This window comes from Chloracidobacterium sp., from assembly GCA_016711345.1.
GTDB lineage: Bacteria > Acidobacteriota > Blastocatellia > Pyrinomonadales > Pyrinomonadaceae > OLB17.
On sequence record JADJTD010000001.1, the window covers coordinates 4,036,961 to 4,055,491 of the forward strand.

General features: G+C 51.6%; 12 protein-coding genes and 1 tRNA gene. 11 read left to right on the forward strand and 2 right to left on the reverse strand.

Going from position 1 to position 18,531, the window contains the following annotated elements; genetic code table 11:
• Positions 1 to 59 precede the first annotated feature (59 nt).
• A complete protein-coding gene (locus IPL32_17010; GenBank protein ID MBK8467519.1) occupies positions 60 to 5,303 on the reverse strand; it encodes a hypothetical protein in 5,244 nt (1,747 codons plus the stop codon).
• A 136-nt stretch (positions 5,304 to 5,439) separates the two neighbouring features.
• Between IPL32_17010 and IPL32_17015 the strand changes: the two genes are divergently transcribed.
• The 5 genes from IPL32_17015 to IPL32_17035 all read left to right on the forward strand — a co-directional run bounded on the left by IPL32_17015 (position 5,440) and on the right by IPL32_17035 (position 10,824).
• A complete protein-coding gene (locus IPL32_17015) occupies positions 5,440 to 6,009 on the forward strand; it encodes a sigma-70 family RNA polymerase sigma factor (protein MBK8467520.1) in 570 nt (189 codons plus the stop codon).
• A 61-nt stretch (positions 6,010 to 6,070) separates the two neighbouring features.
• Positions 6,071 to 8,152: a serine/threonine protein kinase gene (locus IPL32_17020; protein ID MBK8467521.1), complete on the forward strand. Its 2,082-nt coding sequence runs from the start codon at positions 6,071 to 6,073 to the stop codon at positions 8,150 to 8,152.
• Positions 8,153 to 8,687: 535 nt separating this feature from the next.
• Positions 8,688 to 9,050, forward strand: a complete 363-nt coding sequence (locus IPL32_17025; protein MBK8467522.1) for a hypothetical protein — start codon at positions 8,688 to 8,690, stop codon at positions 9,048 to 9,050.
• Positions 9,051 to 9,308: 258 nt separating this feature from the next.
• Complete coding sequence (locus IPL32_17030) at positions 9,309 to 9,908, forward strand: type IV toxin-antitoxin system AbiEi family antitoxin domain-containing protein (protein ID MBK8467523.1); 600 nt, start codon at positions 9,309 to 9,311, stop codon at positions 9,906 to 9,908.
• A 4-nt stretch (positions 9,909 to 9,912) separates the two neighbouring features.
• A complete protein-coding gene (locus IPL32_17035; protein ID MBK8467524.1) occupies positions 9,913 to 10,824 on the forward strand; it encodes a nucleotidyl transferase AbiEii/AbiGii toxin family protein in 912 nt (303 codons plus the stop codon).
• 199 nt (positions 10,825 to 11,023) lie between these two features.
• Here the strand turns inward: IPL32_17035 and IPL32_17040 are convergent.
• A tRNA-Leu gene (locus IPL32_17040) sits at positions 11,024 to 11,118 on the reverse strand.
• A gap of 605 nt (positions 11,119 to 11,723) precedes the next feature.
• Here IPL32_17040 and moaA point away from each other — a divergent pair.
• From moaA to IPL32_17070, 6 genes are all read left to right on the forward strand, one after another.
• A complete protein-coding gene (gene moaA, locus IPL32_17045) occupies positions 11,724 to 12,788 on the forward strand; it encodes a GTP 3',8-cyclase MoaA (GenBank protein ID MBK8467525.1) in 1,065 nt (354 codons plus the stop codon).
• 121 nt (positions 12,789 to 12,909) lie between these two features.
• Positions 12,910 to 14,823: an FAD-dependent oxidoreductase gene (locus tag IPL32_17050; GenBank protein ID MBK8467526.1), complete on the forward strand. Its 1,914-nt coding sequence runs from the start codon at positions 12,910 to 12,912 to the stop codon at positions 14,821 to 14,823.
• Positions 14,820 to 15,299: a ubiquinol-cytochrome c reductase iron-sulfur subunit gene (locus tag IPL32_17055; GenBank protein ID MBK8467527.1), complete on the forward strand. Its 480-nt coding sequence runs from the start codon at positions 14,820 to 14,822 to the stop codon at positions 15,297 to 15,299. Before IPL32_17050 ends, IPL32_17055 begins: the two co-directional genes overlap by 4 nt.
• A 3-nt stretch (positions 15,300 to 15,302) precedes the next feature.
• Positions 15,303 to 16,340, forward strand: coding sequence for a cytochrome b N-terminal domain-containing protein (locus tag IPL32_17060; GenBank protein MBK8467528.1), 1,038 nt, complete (start codon positions 15,303 to 15,305; stop codon positions 16,338 to 16,340).
• A complete protein-coding gene (locus IPL32_17065; GenBank protein ID MBK8467529.1) occupies positions 16,283 to 16,849 on the forward strand; it encodes a hypothetical protein in 567 nt (188 codons plus the stop codon). Before IPL32_17060 ends, IPL32_17065 begins: the two co-directional genes overlap by 58 nt.
• 4 nt (positions 16,850 to 16,853) lie before the next feature.
• A complete protein-coding gene (locus IPL32_17070; GenBank protein ID MBK8467530.1) occupies positions 16,854 to 18,512 on the forward strand; it encodes a c-type cytochrome in 1,659 nt (552 codons plus the stop codon).
• The last annotated feature ends 19 nt before the right edge of the window (positions 18,513 to 18,531 follow it).

An 18,531-nucleotide genomic window follows, 5' to 3' on the forward strand; every position in this document is an offset into this window, starting at 1 on the left:
TGAGAACAAAACAGGCGGGGTAAGGAACCCGCCCTTTTGCTGTTCGATTGATGGATTGTCTATTGCCCGGCGATCATATCGACTTTCACTGACTGACCGGTAATGCTGACCGTCAGCGGGGCGAATGTCAGGTGTTTGGAGTCAACGCTGACGGTAAACGTCTGGCCGACTGTTAGCCCGCCAAAACGATACACGCCGAAGCCGTTCGACATCACCGAGCGGCCGGCTCCCGTGGTGTCGGTCAACGTGACACGAGCATTTGGAACACCCCGTCCCATCGAGTCGGTCAATCGCCCTGCGATCTCGGCACTGTTCGGCGCAGCGGCCAACAGTTCGATTTGCCCGTCAGTTGCTGTTACCTGAGGATCCCCTTCATTAAATACTAACCGCTCCCATATCAAAGACGACGCGGAACCCGTTGCCCCAATTGCCGTGAATTTGAGATTGAGCAACACTCCGTTATCTGAGATCGGGGTCACGCCGTAAACCGCAACCCTGAGAATGCCGGCTTCCTTTGCGTTCACTGCAAAAGAAAGATTGCGGCTCACGGTTCCTGCGACACCGACGGGTTCTGCCTGTGGTTGTATTACGGTCGGATCGTACCTCAGGTCAAATTCGTAAGCGATAACCCCTTTGTTCATTGCTCCTTTTAAGGTAATGGGTATTATCACTTCTTCATCCGCCGGTGTCGCAAGATGGGGAGCAGAAACAACAGCCTCACGCTCGGGGCCGTTAGCAGGACGGGCGGCTGAATTTGTCCAGTTGCCAGAAACTTCCCCCATAAGTAAGGCACTGTAGTTTTCACCCGATAGACTGCTGTTGACCGATGCGTAGCTCCTGCTTATCGGCAGGAATTTCCATGTCCCCGCCAGTCCAAATGGCGGATTCGCAACCGTGTACGATGCTACCTGAGCCGCGTCGAACGACGAGATAGTGCCGTTGTTGCTGGTGTCCGCGACGAGTAGCTGATTGCCAGTCAAGAGGACCGTTGCTGAGGCGTGCTGTGCGATCTTTGCCGCATCGAATGATGATATCGCGGCGTTCACGCCGCCGGTTTTTGTCGGAGTTACAGTGTAGGATCCCGAGCCAAAGCCGGTCAGCGAATATGTCCCTCCCGGAAAACTTGTAGTTGTAGAAACATTCGGCGAGCCAGCACCGCTTATCAGCACATTTGAAACAAACCGCGTAGCTGCTGGGATCGCATTGCCATACGTAACTGTTCCAGAAATTACAGCAGCAACGGTCGGAGTTGGCGTCGGAGTATTAGTCGACGTCGCCGTTGCCGTACTTGTGGGTGTCGAGGTCGCAGTGCTTGTCGCAGTTGGAGTACTAGTCGACGTTGCGGTTGCCGTATTGGTGGGCGTTGACGTAGCAGTGTTCGTCGCAGTTGGTGTCGGTACGCCGCTGGAGCTGATCGCCCATGGCGAGAACTGTATTACGCCAGTTTGCTCAACCCAATTATTAGTAGTGTCGTTGGCTGAAACTCCAACCTGGGTCCACGATCCAATGAACCTGAATAGTTTTAATGTCGCTTCCGTGTTTGCGTTAAGCTCACTGTCCAGGTAATGCAGACGAACGGTTGATGAGAATCCGCTGCCGCCAGTGGGTGTTATGACATAAGACCGCGTGACAGCATTGGCAAATCCGGACGGCTGCGTTTTTGTCATGTTAACAGTAACGTCAGTCGGCAATGTTCCACCTACCGCAAAAGCGATGCTGTTGAATGGATTACCAAAGCTAAGTGCTGCGCCGCCGCCGCTGAAGCCGGTGCGTTTTACGTTTCCGATGACATCTGCCCCACCGGCCGAAGTTCCAGTTGCAGGCATTGTCAGAGTATTTGCTCCTGTGTTGAGGTCATTTGTGAGCGTTAGGATACCGTTAACCGCAGCGTTCTGGCCGAGGCTGACACCCGAACCGGCGTTTGCGATCGTCAGATTATTAAAGGTAGTAGCTGAGGTGCCGCCAATAGACTGAGCACCGGAGCCATTGAAATTGACCGTGTTGGTGTTTGCGGTAAAGGTGCCGTTGTTTACCCAGTTCCCGTTGACGTTGATGGTCGTGCCGTTGGTTCCGGCTAGGGTGGCCCCGTTATCGATCTGAACGTCTTTGTATGTGCTGCTGCTGGTAAATGTCCCGGCTTTCACACGTAGCAAAGCGTTGACAGTTAGTCCGGGAAAGCCCGTTACACCCGCTGTATTGTTTGTGCTGAGATTATTGTAGGGTGTAAATCCCGCCAAAGTCTGTGCAGCCGAGCCGTTGTATTCGACGGTACTGCCGGTGACCGTGAAAGTACCCGCGACGCTTAGCGGCGTACCGCCGTTTGCGAGGAATAGCGTTCGATTTGTAATATTTAGCGTTCCACCCGCACTCACTGTGACTGACCCCATTTGTTTATCTACCGTAAGAGTCGTTGTCGAGCCGCTGAGAACAGTAGCACTAGTTCCGACAAAGCTTCCTGAGCCTGAAAGCGACTGAGCCGCCCCGCCAAAAATAAACGTTCCGACCGATACGGTTGCGTTGTTTGTAAATGTCGCTCCGTTAGTTCTGAACGTCCCGATTCCGCTGAGCGGCGCATTGACAGTTGCGTTGCCCGTTACTGTGAGGGTGGATGGGGTCGGCACTGTCAGGGCAACAGCGGTCGCATCGACAGCCAAAGTGGAGTTAACCGTGCCTTGTGCATTTGTAGTGCCCGAATTGACGGTAAGGGACGCGTTGAACCCGCTTGCTCCGGCAAGGAGGCCAACATTCGCACCCGTCGTGCGCACGGCACCGGTTACGGTGCCGTTATTCGTAAACGTCGTGCCGTTGAATGTAAGCAAGTTCGCGCCAGTCGCGACCGTTGTGCCCACGCCGACAGTGAACGTTCCGTTGCTGAACGTCACATTGTTTGTCAGTGACGTATTCGACGTACCTGTAAGCTGAAACACGCTGCCCGTCCAAGATCCTGTTCCGACGATAGATTGTGCTCCGCCGCTAAATGTAGTGGTCGGAACCGATTCAGTTCCGCTATTCGAAAACGTCGTGCCGTTGAAAGTCAGCGCGGTTCCGCCGCCACCGTTGAAGGTCGAGCCCGATGCCAAAATCGCATTTCCGTTTACCGTAAGGCTGTTGCTTAACGTAACTGTATTAGTGTTGTTATCCGTTAGGTTGACAATGGTATTCGACAGCGGAATTTCCAATCCTGTTGCGATCGGATTACTGCCAAAATAAATAATGTTGATAGCTCCGGCAAACGTCGGTGATGCAGCTAACGTTCCGTTACCACGAGCGACGGTCGCATTAGCTGACAGAGTCAAAAATGCTCCGTTGCTAAATGTACCGTTCGTGAGTGTGAGTTGCGTCGCAACTGTTTCCGCCGCCGAAAGCGTGACGCCCGCTACATTGTCTATGCCTAGTTGGTTGTAGCTAACATTTGCCGTTTGAACAGTCTGAGCCGCCGTACCGTTGTAGGTGACATTGACGTTCGCCATCGTTCCGGCACCGCTCAAAGACGATCCGGCTCCGTTCAAAAATAAAGTAAAGGCACTCGTATCTAAAGTGCCGCCGGTGTTGACGGTGAGCGTTGCGAGTTGGTGGTTACTGCCGAGAGCGACAGTCGAGGTTGAAATAATTGTTGCGGGCGCTGAAATGCTGCCTGTGCCGGAAAGGTTTAGCGTTCCGCTGGCGCCAAAATTAAACGAGCCGCCGGTGATCGTGCCGTTGTTGACGATGTTCGGGCTGTTGGCATTGAAATTACCTGAAGTTTTCGTGATCGTGCCGTTATTGGTCAGATCGCCGTTGACCGTAAAGGTTTGATTCGTCGTATTGAGCGTCGCGCCAGCTAACACCGTCAGAGAACCGCTGACAGTTCCCAAACCACTTGTGGTGCCGCTGTTGACTTCGAGCGACCCGGTGAAGGCACCTCCGACGTTGATCGACGAAGTTCCCTGTGTCCGGAGTTTGCCGCCTGCCGAGCTTGTGAAGGAGCCTGCTCCGCTCACACTTACGCCGTTCAAGGTAAGGATATTGTTGCCAACCGCCAATGTTCCGCCCGTGTTAATTGCGAGGGTCGTTGCCGCTACACCGTTGCCAAGTGTTACGTCGCTCACCAAGGTTGTGACAGAGCCGCTGGTGACTGCAATAGACGCTGTGAGTGAGCCTGATCCCGAAAGATTTTGCGTTCCCGTGCCGCTGAAGTTGAATGCCGCCCCGGTGATAATACCGTTGTTGACAATGTTGGCTCCGCTCGCGGTAAATGTGCCTGAGGTTTTAGTAACTGTGCCGCCCGCATTGACGTCTATAGAGCCGTTTACTATGAAGTTCTGATTTGATGTGTTAAGCGTCGCTCCGGACAAAACGGCTAACGATCCGCCCAATGTGCCAGAGCCACTTGTCGTTCCGCTATTTATCTCGAAAGCGGCGGTATAATTTGAGCTGCTGCTGATCGAAGACGTTCCTTGAAAACGAACAAGGCCCGCACCGCTGAGAGTGCCCGCACCGCTCAGACCTACACCGTTCAAAGTCAGCATATTGACGCCGAGAGCAAGAGTCGCGCCGCTGTTGAGAGAAAGAGTTGTTGCTGTAACATTACCGTTGCCAAAAGTTACATCGCTGGTTAAAGTTGTAACCGATGGGCTGAAGACCGTTATCGAAGCAGTAAATGAGCCCGTTCCCGAAAGGTTTTGCGTTCCCGCGCCCGCGAAGTTGAATGCTCCACCAGTGATAATACCGTTGTTGACAATGTTAGCTCCGTTAGCGGTAACGATGCCTGAGGTTTTAGTAACTGTGCCGCCCGCATTGACGTCTATAGAGCCGTTTACAATAAAGTTCTGATTTGATGTGTTAAACGTCGCACCGGACAAAACGGCTAACGCCCCCCCCAATGTACCTGAACCGCTGGTAGTTCCACTATTAATCTCAAGCGTCGCGGTAAAATTTGAGCTGCCACTAAAGGAGGTTGTGCCTTGGGTGCGAAACGTGCCTGTACCGTTCACATTTCCCAAGCCCGAATACGAGCTTCCGGCCGTGCCGTCCGTTGTCAACGTCGCACCTACACTGAGCGTTAAAGTACCGCCTGTATTGTTGGTCAAAATATGCACTGATTGTGCTCCGGTTACCGTTACGACACGAGGAGACGGAATCGACACCGTATCGTCGGCGTCGGGAATGCCGTCCGCGTCGGTTCCCGAGTTTAGGGTCCACGTCGCCGGGGTAGCCCAATCGCCGTTCGCCTGCGCGGTAAAAGTCGCCGCATTTATGCTGATCGACGCAGCGATAAAAATGGCAGCCGTGTAGAGTCCTTGTTTGATCTTGTTATAGTACATCGTCTTCTCCGCAATATTTGTTTTGGTCTTTCAATATATCTAGGCGTAATTTCCCGCAAAGGTTCGCCACAAATCTTTTCATTCGACTGGATTTCTTGTAAAATAGTTCCTCGAAACCCCTGAAAACAGAGATTTTATGACCAAAGCCGATCCGGTAGAGATCACTCGGATATTGCAGGAATGGAACAGCGGCAGCGAGGACGCGCGCGAAAGGCTGCTGAAATATGTTTATGACGAATTGAAACGCCGTGCCCGTTACCTGATGTCTATGGAACGCTCTGACCACACGCTCCAGCCGACGGCGCTTGTCCACGAGACGTATTTGAAGCTGACCGACGTTGAGAGGATCGCGTGGCGTGACCGTTCGCATTTTTATGCGTTTGCGTCGCAATTGATGCGACATATCCTCGTCGATCACGCTCGCAGACACGCCGCTGTTAAACGTGGCAGCACTCCGGTGCTCTTATCGACCGAGGATATCGACATTCCGCTTGAGGAACGCGCAGGTTCGATACTTGCGATCGACGAGGTTTTAGACCGTCTGGCCAAGATCGACGCTCGAAAGGCGAAGATCGTCGAAATGCGTTTCTTTGGCGGCATGACAAATGAAGAGATCGCCAAGGCACTCGAGATCGGCGGACGTACCGTTAGCCGCGAATGGCAGGCTGCGCGGATATGGCTTGCACGCGAATTTAAGCGTGAGTGACCGCGGAAAATAATTTGGCTCAATTTCGCATATTTTTACGCTTCCTTTATTAGGGGAAAAGATGTCTATCCATTCGATTCAGGGTAATAAATGGGAAGAGATAAACGCGTTGTTCATGACGGCGCTCAGTCTCGGTCCGCAGGAGCGGCTTTCGTTTCTTGGTAAACAGCACGTCAGTTCGGAGGTTATAAAGGAGGTCGAATCGCTGCTTGCCTTTGAGGACGATGCCGAAGAAATACTACAAACTTCAGCTATCGAGTTTTCGAGAGATTTCTTTGATGTCGAAGCGGAGATGCCTTCCACGATGGCGGGGCAGGAGATCGGAGCCTATCGGATCATCTCGGAACTTGGCGTTGGCGGAATGGGTGCCGTTTACCTTGCCGAGCGACGTGACGGCAAATTCGACCAGAAAGTAGCGATAAAGTTGCTAAAACGTGAGTTCAATGCAGGAAAGGTGCGCGAAGCCTTCCGTCGTGAGATCGAGATACAGTCAAAACTCGTCCACCCAAATGTCGCCGCGATGCACGATACCGGCACGACCGGCGACGGCATTCCATACATCGTGATGGAATATGTCGATGGATTGCCGATCGATAAATACTGCTATGAGAAAAATCTAGGTCTTAATGGGCGTCTCAAAATTTTCAACAAGGCGTGCGAAGCCGTCGCGTTTGCCCATCATAATCTGATAATCCACCGCGACCTGAAACCGTCGAATATAATCGTCACCCCCGAAGGAAATCCAAAGCTCCTCGATTTCGGTATATCGAAATTGATGGGCGCTGTCGAAAACGTTCATATAACGACTTTGTTCGGTGCAATGACACCCGAATACGCCAGCCCCGAACAGGTCGCCGGCGCACAGGTGACAACCGCAACAGACGTTTACAGCCTCGGCGTCATTCTGTTCAAACTGCTCACCGGTTCATTTCCGTATAAGGTAAAAGGCAAGCGAAGCGGTGATATGTTGAAAGAGATCCCCGATTCCTACCCGACACTGCCAAGCGAAGCGGCTTCTTTCTCCCCTTCTCCTCTTCCCCCTTTCTCACCTTCTCGTCTAAAGGGCGATATCGATAACGTGATACTTAAAGCTCTCAATAAAGAGCCAGAGGAGCGATATCGAACCGTAGAACAGTTTGCCGAGGACATCTGGCGTTACATCGATGGCGTTCCGGTCGCGGCACGTCCCGCGACGCTGGCCTACCGGTTCAAGAAGTTCTATGGTCGCAATCGTATTACGGTGCTCGCAGGGGCTTTGATATTTGTAAGCATAATCACAGGTTCCTTCGTCGCTGTGTGGCAGGCGAATGCCGCCGTTATGGAATCCGACCGCGCCAAATCAGAACAGGCAAAATCCGAAAAGATCAGCAAGTTCATGGCAAAGATGATCTCGTATGCAAACGCAGCCTGGTATGGCGAGGGAGCAAAATTTGGCGGCGATGCGCGCGTTATAGATGCCCTGCTCGACATGAGCGACAAGATCGACGCCGAATTTGCGGACGAGCCCGACATTGCCGCCGAAGTGCATCACAAATTCGGTGAGGCGCTCGGTTGGGCGCATCCGAGCGGGATGGACAAAGAGTTTGCCAATCTCTTACAGAAAAAACAGCAATATCACCTTATGCGGGCTCTTGAACTGCGCGTTCAGTATTACGGCGAATGGCATGAGCTCGTCGCCAAAGACCTCTTTTACTGTTACGGCTCGATCGGACAAAATGATGCAGACAGAGCCGCCCTGCTCGACCGCGCGCTCAACATGATGCGTGATACGAATCCCAATAATCTTAACTTTCCGTACATGATCGAGGCCTACACCTCAAGACTGATGCTGCCAAATACGCCGGAAACTCATGACGTCTATAGACAAGCCGTAACTCCCCCGACCGATGAAAACAAATATGAGATCGCCGAAAGATATCTGCGCGAATCGCTGCCGATTTTTCGTCTGCATTATAAGGAAGACAATGTTGCGATTTTTGGCGCCGAATGCAAACTCGCCTACACACTGGCAATGCAGGAAAAATGGGCTGATTTTGACGAACACTATAATTTATGCAAAAAGGGAGCACCTATAAACCAACGTCTGCTCCCAGCACTGGAGCTGATCGATAAGAAACTCGCCGAGTTTGGAAGGCAAAGATAAGGCGGCTTCTACCGCGTTCCAATCTGTTGTCCCCTCGAGCGCCACGAACAGTTCTCACACTTCCATTGGCTTTCGTCCGAGATTTGGTTCAGCGTGAGGATGCTCTTGAGACCGAAGTCTTGAGAGGAAAGGTAGGTCAAATTTTCGGCCTCGCGGGGCCCCCAAAATCAAAAGTGTGCAAAAACACGGCGCAAGAAAACTACAGTTTACTAACACCACCCTTTTGAATTTTATAACACACTAAAAGTGGGGTTTTGGATGGCCCTCTTTTCATTGGGTTTTTTGACACCGCCACCACCACACTATTACAGGACGTCAAAGATGCTTTCAGTTGCGTCAGGTACGAAAACGCGATAGTCGAGCTTCGCGGCGTCGAGATCACCGCCCTCTCTGCCGGAGAATCCAAACAGCTTTTCACAAAAATCAAAGATAAGATCGTTTAATTGCGGATTCTACTCAAGTAATCTTTATATTTCGCCTGTTTGTCGTCTATTATTCCAAACGCACCTAATTAAAAAAACTTAAGGACAACCACATGTCTAAACAAAAGAAACAAGATGATGGATACCCGTTCGACACGGGCGACTGGGCGCGTTGGACAAACGTAAAGCGTCTCAACTGGATGCGTAATTTCCGCGACCGCTTGCTTGACGAAGGTGCCTCGACGCACTATTTCAACCAGGGGTTGACCGAAGCCGATATGATGCAGATCATCGCCGACACTGCCGCGATGGAAAAGGTCGTCGAACAGGAACAAGCCGCGATGAAGATGATGCAGGCCGGACTCGCACAAGAGATGAACACGAACGCTGACGAGCTTCTAAAGTCCATCGACAACACGGGCCGCAAAGCGATCTATCTTCCGCCAAATGATATTCTCGGTAAAAAGGGAAACTAATGTGAGCTTCGCAGCGTCGAGATCAACGCCCTCTCCGCCGAAGAATCCAAACAGCTTCTCACAAAGATCAAAGATAAGATCGTTTAGTTGCGGATTCCAACGCGTACAACTTTTACATTTCTTTTCATCATGCAGAACAAGATTACCCCAGTAAATTCATACGGGCTAAACAATTGTAGAGCAGCTATGTAGACTTTGTGGTATTGTTGTTACGGAACCTCAACATGTAAGACCGCAGTGCTAAGGTTCCGTAACAGCATGAATGGGCGCGAAAAACTTCTTGAATACGCCAAAACGCGAAAAATATTTCGGGCTTCAGATGTCGAACATGAACTCGGACTATCGCGGATGTATATTTCGCGCCTAGTCAAAGAAGGTCACCTCGAACGTGTCGGCTACGGACTATACGCACTTGTCGGTACCGAATTCAACGAAAACCAAAGCATCCTAGAAGTCGCTGCAAAAGCTCCGAATGGTGTGCTCTGTCTTCTTTCGGCTCTACGCTTTCACGATCTGACCACGCAGAATCCCTTCGAGGTCTGGATCGCAGTCGAGCGCGACTCATGGATACCCAAAATGGATACAGTCCGCCTTCGGCCCTTCCGTTTTTCCCCAAGGGTATACGAAGCCGGAATTGAAACGCATACAATCGACGGCGTCCAAGTAAAGGTGTACTCGCCGGCGAAAACGATCGCAGACTGTTTCTATTATCAAAGGACTGTCGGCCTTGATGTATGTCTTGAGGCCCTTCGCGATGCTTGGCACTCACGGAAAGTGAGAATGGACGAACTCATTCATTATGCCGAAGTTCGCAACGTCAAAGGGACGATGCTGCCTTATCTGAACACGCTCTCCTAAAACGATGGTGAAAAAAGAGATAAAAGACATTGCTTCCTCCGTCAAGGCTCGTCTGACGGCCAGAGCTAAAGAGCAGCGCGAGGATGTCCAGAGCGTCCTCGTACGCTACGGCGTCGAGAGATTTCTTTATCGCCTTAGTATTTCACCACACAAAGACCGATTCCTACTAAAAGGCGCGGCGCTCTTCTCGCTCTGGTTCGACGCACCACATCGGCCCACAAAGGATCTCGATCTCCTGGGATTTGGCTCAAACGACATTTATACACTGGAAGATAAGATCAGATCGATCTGCAAAGTCCAAACTGAGGATGGCCTTGAATTCCTAACGGAGACCGTTCGTGGCGAGCAAATTCGCAAAGAAGAAGCGTATCAAGGAGTTCGAATAAAGTTTGTTGCAAAACTGGGGCAGGCAAGGATACCACTTCAAGTCGATGTTGGCTTTGGCGATGTGGTCACTCCTGAGCCCAGGATCGCGGATTTCCCAACGCTCTTGGAATTCCCGGCTCCGCGTCTTAAGGTCTATCCTAAGGAAACCGTAGTGGCCGAGAAATTCGAAGCGATGGTGAAACTGGGCGAGGCAAACGGACGATTGAAGGATTTTTGGGACCTGAATTACATGATCGCAGAATTCGAATTCGACGGCGAGCTACTTCAGTCTGCGTTGCGTGCGACGTTTGAAAATCGCCAATCCCCCTTCCCGACCGCTTTGCCGATAGCTCTTCGAGATGAGTTTGCCGAGAATGCAGTGGTTGTGGCCCGATGGAGAGCGTTCATCAATCGAAACCGCATCGAACGCTCGAAAGACCCCTCGGATATCATCCGGCACGTTCGAGCTTTTCTCGAACCAATCATCAAAGCCGAAGTAGCCAAGAATCTCTTTTCAATGAGCTGGCAGCCAGGACGGGGTTGGTCATAAATATTTCTATTACTGTCGACAATACGACTATCTTGACGAGAGATTCTCTGTCGATGGTTGCAGGATGGTGGCAGTTTTGAAAACACGTAAGCACGATAAACCCTTGTTTTACAGTGTTATAGAGATACAGCCCTCTCGCGAGCTGGGCGAATGCGAAGAAAAAGGGACTTTCGATTTTCGTCGAAAGCCCCGTTTTTATTGGTCGGGACGACTGGATTTGAACCAGCGACCTCTCGCACCCCAAGCGAGCCAAGGGGCTTTTCATACTTTGTCAAAATCAATCAAAACATCCTAAAATCAACACTTTACCCTCTTAGCCTGATCCTCTAAGATTCGCCATGATTCAGGAAAGTGCAACCAACCTGCAACCAACTTTTCCTGACTCGGCTTGTCAATCGTCGCAGGAAAAACTCTACATTCCACACCATACCATAACACCTGGCTCATTTGCCAACCGTTCGATTATCGCAGACAGACAGGCTCCCGAAAAATTTCTTCAAAAGTGAAAAGAGATCAAGATATCGTCGAAATCCATAGGCTCTCGCACAAATGGTTTAGGCGGTGTAGCCAAGGATAAGGCATCGGATATTTCTGTTAAATTGCATGAAGCAAATTCCCCAATCACCTCGCCATCGCAGTCAAGCTTTCCTTTGTAATGCAGTAACCCTTCATTCCAACTTGAGTGTGAAAAATGGGATGTACTTACGCACGAGCATTCGGTTGTTACTTTTCAAAATATTTCCCGAAATATGATGCAAGTCATATTTCTCCGCTTTCCATTCGAGTATTTTCTAAAATTGTACTCGAGCACGAGCAGAATTTCTGCGGTATCGGTCTACCTAATAATCGGCTTTGTTTGCGTTGGTCAGATGTAAATCCAATCGAATATTGTTGGTTTTATGCTCAAACCGATTGTTGATATAGGAATGTTGCGTGATCTATACAATCGACAGATCAGAGATTTGAGGGTCTCATTGACTGACCGCTGCAATTTTAGATGTTTCTATTGCAACTCGTCAGCGGAACAGGACGTTTCGAATCGACCCGACCTACTAACATTTGAGGAGATCGTAGCGGTCTGTGAGGTATTTGTTTCACTCGGTATCGAGAAGATACGGCTAACGGGGGGCGAACCGCTAGTCAGGAAGGATGTCGAGTTACTTGTAGCCAAGCTGACCAAACTTAAAGATTCGGATGCTCGATCTGCGAATGAAAAGATAGGGTCAACCGGGCCGAACCGACTGCGGGAAATTGCAATGATCACTAACGGCAGCAATTTTCCAAACAAAGCTGCTGCTTTGAAGCTTGCGGGATTGGATCGTGTGACGTTCTCGCTTGACAGCCTTAAACCGGAAAATTTTCTTTCTATTACCGGTGTCGATAAATTAGATGACGTGCTGGACGCGATCAAGTCGGCTAAAACCACAGGTTTTAATCAAATAAAGGTCAACGCCGTTATCATTCGCGGCCGAAATGATGATGAGATCGTCGACCTCGCCAGATTCGCCCGCCGAAATGAACTAGCAATGCGATTCATTGAGTTCATGCCGCTTGACGCGGGCCGTATGTGGGATCGAACTCAGATCGTTTCGGGGAGGGAGATCCGCCGGAGGATCAGCGAAGTCTTTCCGCTCATTTTGACGAATCCGTCGCGCGGGCAGCAAACCGCCTGGAAATATCATTTTGCCGACGGAGCCAAGGGCGAGATCGGCATTATTTCGCCGGTCACGGATTCATTTTGTGGTGCCTGTTCAAGAGTACGCCTTACCGCCGACGGGCAGATTCGCACCTGTTTATTCTCGAAAAAAGAATATGATCTGCGCGGTTTACTCAGAAACGGAGGAACACGGAGCGAGATCGTCGATTTTATTTGCTCCGCGGTGATAAGGAAAGAATCTGGTCACGCGATCAACACAGGCGGCTTTGAATATGCGTCACGATCGATGAGTTCCATCGGCGGTTAGAAGCTCGCCAGGCACAAAGTATTTTCCGTTCATTCAACATAATATGATCCAAGTCATATTTCTCGATTTGCATGAACCATAGAATTCATGATGACTGACAACTCATACGACGGTGATTGGTATGTTACCGATAAAGGTTCACGTCCCAGACGTGAGTTACCACCAAAACCTTATCTCCTGCCAGGTGGCCTGTCCGGTACATACGGACGCCCGTGGTTATGTGCGGGCGATCGCAGAAGGCCGGTTCGAAGATGCCTATCTGATAGCTCGCGGACCGAACCCGTTTGCTTCGATCTGCGGCCGCATTTGCGGAGCTCCCTGCGAGATCGCCTGCCGCCGCGGAAAAATTCCAAAAGTTAACGATGACGGTATGTTCGTCGGGCAGGATCGCCCGATAGCGATCCGTGCTCTCAAGCGATTTGCCTGTGAACAAGCCGGGCCTGAGGCAAAGGCGACAGACGACATTCTTAATTCGATCAAATCGTTTATCCCGCCGATCGCGGCCGACGCCGACGAAATGGCCGCGCTACTCCAATCGAGCATTCAGGGGAAATTTGAGAAAGGTGGCGGCGAACGAGTTTCGATCATCGGTGCGGGGCCGGCTGGACTGTGTGCCGCTCACGATCTTGCGTTGATGGGATTCAGACCTGTCGTATTTGAGATCGAACCGGTCGCTGCCGGAATGTTGGCCGTCGGTGTTCCCGCCTACCGGCTGCCGCGTGAGCTGATAGAGAAAGAGATCGCGGTCATCGAGGCGTTGGGCGTTGAGATTCGCTGTAGTGTTCAGGTCGGAAAGGATATTTCATTTGCCGAACTTCGGGAAGATTTTGCCGCCGTGATAATCGCGGTTGGTGCCAAATCGTCAAGAGGTTTGGGCCTGACAGGTGAGAATGGCCCGAATGTTTACGGAGGCGTCGATCTGTTGCGGGCGGTTTCGCTTGGAGAAAAGATCGAGGTCGGCCGTGAGATCGTGGTCATCGGCGGCGGTAATGTTGCATATGATGTTGCGCGAACAGTCGTCCGTCAAATTGCGTTCGATACTGCACGCACCGCTGCAAGGCTGTCCGAAACAGCCCATGTTTTTCTCGTTTCGCTTGAAAGTGCCGAGGAAATGCCCGCCGACACGATCGAGATCGTCGAGGGCGACGAGGAAGGTATCGAGCGTCAGAATGGCTGGGGACCAACGGAGATCGTTCGCGATGGCGACGGCAAGGTCACCGGCGTTAAATTCCGCAAATGCCTACGTGTTTATGACAATGAACACAAATTCTCGCCGCTCTATGACGAGAATGAAACCAAGATCATTCCTTGCGATACAGTACTCTTGGCGGTTGGCCAGGCACCGACACTGTCATTTCTAGAGGCTGGTGGAAAAGACGTCGAACTCACCCGCGGCAGTTGGATCCAAAACAATCCGAACACGCTCGAAACGACCGGAAAAGGCGTGTTTGTCGCCGGCGATCTTGCCCACGGAACGCGTTTGCTGATCGATGCCGTCGCCTCCGGCAAGGCAGCGGCGCGTTCCGTATATCAATATCTTACCGGCAATACCCTCGAAAAGAACGCGGTCACATCTCATATCGTCCTCGACCGGTATTCTCGCGAACGCGGATATGAATCGCTTCGCCGCGTAGCCGTTCCCGTCATCCACCCGGCAGAACGCCTAACGCATCCCGAAAACGAGGTCGAGCGTGGTTATAACCGTGAAGAGGCCATGCGCGAAGCTTCGCGGTGTCTCGATTGCGGGGTGACACCAGTATTTGACGGAACGAGGTGTGTTCTTTGTGGTGGGTGTGCTGATGTTTGTCCGACACAGTGTTTGAAGCTGGTTTCGTTGGGTGAATTGGAGTTTGACGACCAACTCCTCAACACGATCGAAGACACCCTCGGCCATGACGCCGATCTCGACGAAAATTCGGTAATTCTCAAGGACGAGGACCGCTGCATTCGCTGCGCATTGTGTGCGACGCGTTGCCCGGTCGATGCGATCACGATGGAGCGGGTCGCATTCTCAACAACATGGAGGTCTCAATGACAACAAAACCCGGGAAAGAAAAGTCTAGATTTGACCCCGAACCAATAGCTCGACGCGATTTCATTGGCCTGGCGGCAATAGGAACGACTGCGGTTACCTTTCTGTTTTCGATCTTTGGAATGCTGAAACTGCCAAAGGCCGCCGTTTCAGCTTCGCCGGCAAAGAAGTTCAATGTAACGCTGCCCGCTTCTCTTGCAAATGGCGAGGCATTTACACCTCCGGGACGCTCAGTTGCGGTATTTCGCGATGATGACGGCGTTTTCGCGATCTCAACCGTTTGCACGCACCTTGGCTGTATCGTAAAGCCCAGCCCAACCGGCTTTAACTGTCCTTGTCACGGATCCGCCTATACAACTGATGGTCTAGTTACAAAGGGGCCGGCCCCAAAGGCTCTGCCGTGGCTAAAAGTTACCAAGAGCGGCAGCGGATACGTTGTCGATGAAGAAGCTATGGTCAAAACAGGAACAAAGGTATAGGTTATGAAAACCGCCGAACACACAGCCCTACACGAATTCTGGAAGAACCTCACGGCAGCGCCTCGCCGAATGCTTGAGGTCACATTCAGAAGCGGTGTGCCGAAAACCGACCGGACCCGTTCGACCTTTGTTTTCGGCAACGTCTTCTTGCATCTCCATTCCGTCAGAACCCATCTCTGGACGCTTCGATGGAGCACAACAATGGGCCTCGGCATCATGACCACCGCCGCTTTCCTGATAACGCTGGTTACCGGTGTTTTGCTGATGTTCTATTACAAACCATATCCGGATGTCGCATATCTCTCGATCAAAGATATACATTTCGTCGTTCCCACCGGAAGATTTATGCAAAACATTCACCGCTGGGCGGCGAATGTGATGGTCGTCGCTGTGATATTGCATATGGCCAGGGCGTTTTACACTGCCGCATATCGCAAACCTCGTGAATTTAATTGGCTGATCGGCTGGGGCTTATTGGTCTTAACTCTTGCTCTTTCATTTACCGGATATCTTTTACCGTGGGATCAACTCGCATATTGGGCGATCACGATCGGAGCGAATATCGCTCAATCACCGCGTGAAATAACTGACGCAATTGGCATTACACAATGGATGGACATCGGCGGATTGCAGCGTGAATTGCTGCTCGGCTCGGACAAGGTTGGCGAGGAGGCTCTGATCCGATTCTACTTGCTTCATGTAATGATCCTACCCATCGGCATAGTGATGCTAATGGCGGTTCATTTCTGGAGGATACGTAAGGACGGCGGGCTGGCTCGTCCAAAAAATGCCGACGAATTGGTCGGGCCTCTCAAGGAAGAAAACTACCCTGTTTTTACCGAAACTCCGCAAAAAACCTATCAGCTTGCTGCGGTCGTCAAAGGCAAAACCTCAGCCGTGGGGAACGGGCCCGAGAATACTCTGCCGTCGATGCCGCACCTCTTCTATGCGGAAATGGCTGTGCTGATGCTGACGGTATTGATATGTCTCGCATTGGCGATGTATTCCGACGCACCGCTCAAGGAACTCGCAAATCCCTGATCCCCGAAAATCCGGCAAAAGCTCCGTGGTATTTTCTAGGGCTACAAGAGATCGTCTCATTCTCCGCATTTACGGGCGGGATTGGGATACCCGCATTGTGCATTCTCGGCCTTGGGATGATCCCGTTCTTGGACCGCGAAACCGAGGGGACGGGTACGTGGTTCGGTGGGCGCGGCGGCTGGAAGCTTGTGAAATGGTCGATCTTTTTTGGATTCGCTGCGTCGATCGCGGTCGAGGCATTCGCGATTAGATTTGGCTGGCTTCGTGAGTGGTTCATCGAAATCCCACAGCTTGTTATAACGATCGTAAACCCGGGTACGGTGCTAACGCTATTTTATGCTGCCTTTTCGCTATGGAGCGTGCGGCGTTACAACTCGACGCGTGCCGGGGCGTTGGCTTTGTTCACCTGCTTTTTGTGCGGATTTATCGTGTTGACAGTGATTGGCACTTACTTCCGCGGTCCAAATTGGAATTTCTACTGGTCTCCTTCTGAATGGAGTGCCCACTGACGCTATGAACAAGAATAAGTATTTGCTTATGTTTTCAAGTTTGGGAGTCCTGCTCCTGCTTGTAGTAGCGGCTGTTTCAGAGAATTACTTTAAGGAATGGCAGGCGATACAAAAGACGTCCAGCACCTCAGAGGGACCACTTGATCAACGGCTCCGTCAAATAGTAAATCCTTCGATGAGAAAGACGGATCGCTGCGTGACGTGTCACGTCGGAATGGCCTCGGGCGAACAGATCACAACCGGGCTGGCGGTCGGAGCGCCCCATAAACCTGTCGTTCATTCCCCAACAGAGATTGGCTGTACGGTCTGTCATGGCGGACAGGGCCAGGCGACTACAAAAGAGGATGCCCACGGAACCGTTGAATTTTGGAGCGAGCCAATGCTTCCCGCAAAATACGCATACGCCAGCTGCGGCACGTGCCATACGCCTCTAAATGTTCCGAACATCAACAAACTCGAAGCCGTCAGAAAGACGTTCGAAAGGCTGGACTGCTATGCCTGCCACCGGATCGAGGATCGCGGAGGAACACTTCGTCCCGGCGGCGTGACGGGAATGGAAGGCCCCGACCTTTCCCATGTCGGGATCAAGGGCTACAACAAAGACTGGTATGCGGGCCATCTGGAAAAAAGCAAGCAGTCTACCGAAGGACTCTGGAAAAACTCTTTTCGTGAGATCAGCGACGCCGATCGCGAATCCGTCCGCATATTCTTAGAAACTCAAATGGGCGCATCGAAACTTATCGAAGCCAAAGCCCAATTCAATACGGTCGGATGCGCCGGTTGTCATAAGGTCGGAAATTTTGGCGGCGATGCCGGAGTTGAATTGACCCGCGTCGGGGAAAAGGACCCCGGAACACTTAACTATTTGAGCGTTAAGAATGAACACACGCTCGGAAATTGGATCGTCCAGCATTTCCGTTCACCCGTTTCGACCGTTCCGGGCTCGCAGATGCCGATACTTGGCCTGAACGACAATCAAATCGATCTGCTGACAATGTACATGCTTTCACTTCGACGACGAAGCCTTCCTGATACTTATTTGCCAAAGGACCGGGTCAAGGCAATGCGTTTCGGAGCACGGGAATTCGCGTCAGACGGCGAGACAATCTACACGGCCGTTTGCACTAGCTGTCACGGAGCCGACGGTAAAGGCCGACGGTTTGCAGGATTGCCGAATTACCCTTCGATCACCTCGCAGGATTTTCTTGAGCTTGCCTCCGACGATTTCCTGCTGCAGACGATCCGGAACGGACGGCCCGGGCGGCCGATGCTGCCGTGGGGCGATCGGGAAAACGGATTTACGGACGACGAACTTCGCGGTGTGATCGCCTATATCCGTCAACTTGGCGGGAGCAGTCAACAGCAGCCGGATACGAAGCCGCAGATCTGGGCTAAGGGCGATGTGACTCTCGGAGCACGGCTATTCACGTCAAATTGCTCAGGCTGTCACGGCAAAACGGGCGAAGGAGCCGACGGCCCGTCTCTGAGCAACAAAATATTTCGCGCAAGCGTCACCGACACCTATCTTGTCGGCATTATCGGTCGGGGACGACGCGGAACTGTGATGCAGGGCTTTGCAAATCCTTCACCCGTGCGGCGTGCCCTAACGCAGGCGGAAATTGAGTCGATCGTGGTTTATATACGTTCATTGAATCCCAAATAGTTGAGCAGAATACGAGGAA

Coding starts and splice junctions, on each gene's coding strand:
- IPL32_17015 (MBK8467520.1), top strand. CDS start 5,440: ATGACCAAAGCCGATCCGGTAGAGATCACTCGGATATTGCAGGAATGG.
- IPL32_17070 (MBK8467530.1), top strand. CDS start 16,854: ATGAACAAGAATAAGTATTTGCTTATGTTTTCAAGTTTGGGAGTCCTG.
- IPL32_17060 (MBK8467528.1), top strand. CDS start 15,303: ATGAAAACCGCCGAACACACAGCCCTACACGAATTCTGGAAGAACCTC.
- moaA (MBK8467525.1), top strand. CDS start 11,724: ATGCTCAAACCGATTGTTGATATAGGAATGTTGCGTGATCTATACAAT.
- IPL32_17055 (MBK8467527.1), top strand. CDS start 14,820: ATGACAACAAAACCCGGGAAAGAAAAGTCTAGATTTGACCCCGAACCA.
- IPL32_17065 (MBK8467529.1), top strand. CDS start 16,283: ATGTCTCGCATTGGCGATGTATTCCGACGCACCGCTCAAGGAACTCGC.
- IPL32_17025 (MBK8467522.1), top strand. CDS start 8,688: ATGTCTAAACAAAAGAAACAAGATGATGGATACCCGTTCGACACGGGC.
- IPL32_17020 (MBK8467521.1), top strand. CDS start 6,071: ATGTCTATCCATTCGATTCAGGGTAATAAATGGGAAGAGATAAACGCG.
- IPL32_17035 (MBK8467524.1), top strand. CDS start 9,913: ATGGTGAAAAAAGAGATAAAAGACATTGCTTCCTCCGTCAAGGCTCGT.
- IPL32_17050 (MBK8467526.1), top strand. CDS start 12,910: ATGTTACCGATAAAGGTTCACGTCCCAGACGTGAGTTACCACCAAAAC.
- IPL32_17010 (MBK8467519.1), bottom strand. CDS start 5,303: ATGTACTATAACAAGATCAAACAAGGACTCTACACGGCTGCCATTTTT.
- IPL32_17030 (MBK8467523.1), top strand. CDS start 9,309: ATGAATGGGCGCGAAAAACTTCTTGAATACGCCAAAACGCGAAAAATA.